General features: G+C 69.5%; 4 protein-coding genes. 1 reads left to right on the top strand and 3 read right to left on the bottom strand.

Features of this window, described 5'->3' with window-relative positions; translation table 11 throughout:
• The coding region (locus tag E1218_RS35205) for a hypothetical protein (protein ID WP_325052880.1) at positions 1-743 on the top strand (743 nt) is incomplete at its 5' end.
• 48 nt (positions 744-791) lie between these two features.
• Here the strand turns inward: E1218_RS35205 and trpD are convergent.
• Genes trpD through E1218_RS35190 form a run of 3 tightly spaced genes read right to left on the bottom strand, consistent with a single transcriptional unit; the run spans position 792 to position 3,236 of the window.
• Positions 792-1,832, bottom strand: a complete 1,041-nt coding sequence (trpD, locus tag E1218_RS35200) for an anthranilate phosphoribosyltransferase (RefSeq protein WP_132327359.1) — start codon at positions 1,830-1,832, stop codon at positions 792-794.
• An 8-nt stretch (positions 1,833-1,840) separates the two neighbouring features.
• A complete protein-coding gene (locus tag E1218_RS35195; RefSeq protein WP_132327358.1) occupies positions 1,841-2,260 on the bottom strand; it encodes an Rv3143 family two-component system response regulator in 420 nt (139 codons plus the stop codon).
• 58 nt (positions 2,261-2,318) lie between these two features.
• Positions 2,319-3,236, bottom strand: coding sequence for a cytochrome c oxidase assembly protein (locus E1218_RS35190; RefSeq protein ID WP_132327357.1), 918 nt, complete (start codon positions 3,234-3,236; stop codon positions 2,319-2,321).
• Between the last annotated feature and the right edge of the window lie 133 nt (positions 3,237-3,369).

Below are 3,369 nucleotides of genomic sequence, written 5' to 3'. Positions count from 1 at the left end.
GTGGTGGGGGGTCGTCGTCGGGGGACGGCGCCATGAGGGCGCGGTTGGTTGGTGCGCTTGTGCTGGTGTTGGCGGCGCTGGCGACTACCGGGATCAGTGTCGGGTGGATCTGGACGAAGGCGGACGCGGTCGCGCCGGTGACGTTGCCGTCGGGTGGGCAGACGCCGATGGAGACGGTGGATCCGTCGGTGAAGCCGTCGAAGACGCCGACTCCGACCGGCAAGGTGCTCGGCACCGAGATGACGGCGGCGAACAACGACGTCATGCCGATCATGAGCTCGGCGTGGACCAGTGAGTTCGACCGGACCGGCCTGTGGGGCGGAGCGGCGATCTGGTTCGTGGTGCACAAGAACTACGACGGCAAGAAGAGCGACTGGGGCAACTACGTCGCGTTCGGTCAGCTGGCGCCGGAGATCAAGTACGTCAACACCGCGGCGGGCCGGCGTGCGGCGGCGAGCCAGGCCGGTTCGCGCGCGGTCGTCAGCCTGTACGACAAGAACGCGAAGATCTCGGCGGTCACGCACACCGCGATCACCGTCGACGGCCACCCGGGGCACGAGATCACCGCGCGGATCGCGGTCGCGCAGCCGGGGCTGAAGGAAACGTTCTCGACGATCATGATCGCGCTGATCGACCGCGGCGACGGCACGGCGGCGGTCTCGATCGCGGACATCGCCGGCTCGACGCCCGACTGGCACCAGGTCTGGCGCGACAAGGTCAGCCAGATCAAGATCAACCGGTAGCCACGCGAGCGGGCCGGCGGGAAGCTCCGCCGGCCCGTCGTGGAACCCTTAGCGCACCGAGTCGCAGGCAGCGATCCAACGGTCGAGCACGTCCTTGGCCGCACCCGAGTCGATCGCCTCGGCGGCCTGATCCATTCCGGCCCGGATCCGGCTGGTGATCGGCTCGTCGGTCGGTGAGTACGCCGCCAGCGCCGCACCGGCGTTCAGCAGTACGACGTCCCGCACCGCCCCCGGCTCGCCGTCGAGCAGCGCGCGGACGACCTTGGCGTTGAAGGCCGCGTCCGCACCCTTCAGCGCGTCCGCCGCCACCGGCGCGATCCCGAGCTCCCGCGGATCCACCGTGAACGGTCCTTCCACCGACCCCTTGCCGACGGTCCACACCTGCGACGTCGTCCGGGTCGTCAGCTCGTCCAGCCCGTCGTCGCCATGGAACACCAGCGCATCGATCCCGCGCCGCGCGAGGACACCGGCCATCAGCCCGGCGATCCGGCTGTCGCCGACCCCGACCGCCTGCGCGGACGGGTCACCCGGGTTCGCCAGCGGGCCGAGGAAGTTGAACGTCGTCGGCACGCCGAGCTCCCGCCGCGGTACCGCGGCGTGCCGCAGCGCAGGGTGGAACGCCGGGGCGAAGCAGAACGTGATCCCGGCCTGCTCCCCCACCTCCGCCACCTGCGCCGCGGTGAGGTCGAGCGGTACGCCGAGCTCCTCGAGAACGTCGGCCGCGCCACACGCCGACGAGGCCGCGCGGTTGCCGTGCTTGAGCACCTTGGCGCCCGCACCGGCCGCGACGATCGCGGACATCGTGCTGATGTTCACCGTGTGGGCCTGGTCACCGCCGGTGCCGACCACGTCGAGGGTGCGGCCCGGCACCGAGATCCGGGTGGCGAAGTCGCGCATGGTCGCGACCAGGCCCTCGACCTCGGTGACCGTCTCGCCCTTGGAACGCAAGGCGATCACGAACCCGGCGAGCTGTGCCGGCGACGCCGCACCGGACAGGATCTGCTCCATCGCCCACGCGGTCGCGGAGGCGTCCAGGTCCTCCCGCCGGAGCAGCGGGTTCAGGACCTGCGGCCAGCTGTACGCGGCCATACCGGCGGTCAGGCGGTCGTGGCGGGCAGCTTGGCCAGCCGCTGCCGGAGCAGGTCGGCGGTGACCTCGGCCAGCCGGACCGGATCGATCGGGTGCGAGACCGCTGCCTCGGCCCGCGACCAGGTGGCCAGCCAGGCGTCCTGCGGGCGCCCGGTGACGACGAGCACCGGCGGGCACTGGAAGATCTCGTCCTTGAGTTGCCGGGCGATCCCCATCCCGCCGGCCGGCACCGCCTCGCCGTCCAGGATGGCCAAGTCGATCCCGCCCTTGTCCATGGTCTTGATCACGGCCGGCTCGGTCGCGCACTCAACGTACTCGATCGTGGGCAGATCGGCGGCGGGACGCTTGCCGAGCGCCAGCCGGACGGACTCCCGCGTCGTACGGTCGTCGCTGTAGACGAGCACCTTCAGCGGACGCTCTGAACTCATCGATCCATCCCAAGCTGTGTGTCGGTGACGAGTGGACATGCAAACATCACGGCGAATGCTACCGGGGAGCCTGTCCGCTTCGGCGAGCCTGTTCCTCCAACCGGTCCAGCCGGCGGTCCTCGCGGCGGGCCTCCCGCTGCGACTCCTTCACCCACTGGACGAACAGCACCCCGAAGAACACCAGTCCGACGATGTCACCGGACCCCCAGAGGAGCCCGCCGGCGATGTACTGGTCGTGCAGCGGCGACGGCGGCCAGGTCCGCTCGAAGCTGGTGTACCAGTCCTCGGCGATCAGTGTGTTCGCGGACATGATGGTGATCCCGAGGAACGCGTGGAACGGCAGCGTGAGGAACGTCATGATCAGCCGGAAGGGGTAGATCACCCGCCCCGGCACCGGGTCCAGGCCGAGCAGCGGCCAGAAGAACAGTGCGCCGACCAGGATGAAGTGCAGGTGCAGCAGGTCGTGCAGCACCGTCGAGCGCAAGGTGGCGTCGTACCAGCCGCTGAAGTAGAGCGCCCAAGGGCTCAGGACGAACAGCGCGAAGCCGATCAGCGGGAAGCACATCACCTTCGCGAACCCCGAGTGCAACACGGAGAGCAACCATTTCCGCGGCCGGGCCGGCAGGGTGCGCAACGCCAGCGTCACCGGCGCGCCGAGCGCCATCATCAGCGGCGTGAGCATCGACAGCACCATGTGCTGGGCCATGTGCACGCTGAGCAGCACCGTGTCGTACGTGCCGAGAGCTGACTGAGTGGCGATGACAGCGCTTCCCAGGCCCAGTCCGACGAACGCGAAGGTACGGCCGCGAGACCACTTGTCGCCCCGCGCGCGCAGCTTGTGCACGCCGTACAGGTAGAGCGCCGCCAAGAGGACGATCACGCCGAGTAACACCGGTTCGAAGGTCCATGCGGTCAGCAACCGGAGCGGCGTGAACGGCTCGATCTGGTCGCCGGGGGCCGCATGAAGGGGAAGCACGCTTCCACAGTAGAAAGCACCGGTGGGCGACATGCATGGGGGTGGTCGTGGCTTGCGATCCCGCGACCGACATAATGACCGCGTGGCCACTGCAACCGCGCTCCCAGCGTCTCGTGAACACGGACACCACGAC

The sequence above is a fragment of the Kribbella turkmenica genome, assembly GCF_004348725.1.
GTDB lineage: Bacteria > Actinomycetota > Actinomycetes > Propionibacteriales > Kribbellaceae > Kribbella > Kribbella turkmenica.
Note: the sequence above shows the minus strand (reverse complement) of the source record. Positions and strands in the feature narration are given on the sequence as shown.

Excerpts from the sequence above, each read along its gene's own strand:
- trpD (WP_132327359.1), bottom strand. The coding sequence starts at position 1,832 with ATGGCCGCGTACAGCTGGCCGCAGGTCCTGAACCCGCTGCTCCGGCGG.
- E1218_RS35195 (WP_132327358.1), bottom strand. The coding sequence starts at position 2,260 with ATGAGTTCAGAGCGTCCGCTGAAGGTGCTCGTCTACAGCGACGACCGT.